A 461-nucleotide genomic window follows, 5' to 3' on the forward strand; every position below is an offset into this window, starting at 1 on the left:
CTAAATTTATAATACTTTTTTGATCTTTTTCTTTAACAGATATTAATACTCTGCCTGATTTTTTAATATCTATTTGAGCTCCAAGCATTGCTTTAGCAAATGCTTCTGCAAAATTTTTCCCTATACCCATAACTTCTCCTGTAGATCTCATTTCTGGACCAAGGATGGGGTTAACTCCTGGAAATTTGTTGAATGGTAAAACCACTTCTTTAATCGAATAGTAAGGTGGTATAATTTCTTTTATGTATTTTTGTTTTTTTAATTTTTTCCCACACATAACTCTTGCTGCAATTTTTGCTAATGGTATGCCTGTTGCTTTAGATACAAAAGGTACACTTCTGGAAGCTCTTGGATTGACTTCAATGACATATATTTCTTTGTTTTGTATAGCAAATTGTACGTTCATTAGTCCTTTTACCGATAGTTCGATAGCAAGTTTTTTTACTTGTTTTCTAATTTTA

At 30.8% G+C, this 461-nt stretch carries 1 pseudogene; it reads right to left on the minus strand.

Going from position 1 to position 461, the window contains the following annotated elements:
- Positions 1 to 461: pseudogene (locus tag LDP10_RS03220) on the minus strand (ATP-grasp domain-containing protein); the annotation flags it as partial.

The organism is Buchnera aphidicola (Pemphigus obesinymphae) (assembly GCF_026122815.1).
Taxonomy (GTDB): Bacteria; Pseudomonadota; Gammaproteobacteria; order Enterobacterales; family Enterobacteriaceae; genus Buchnera_C; species Buchnera_C aphidicola_BJ.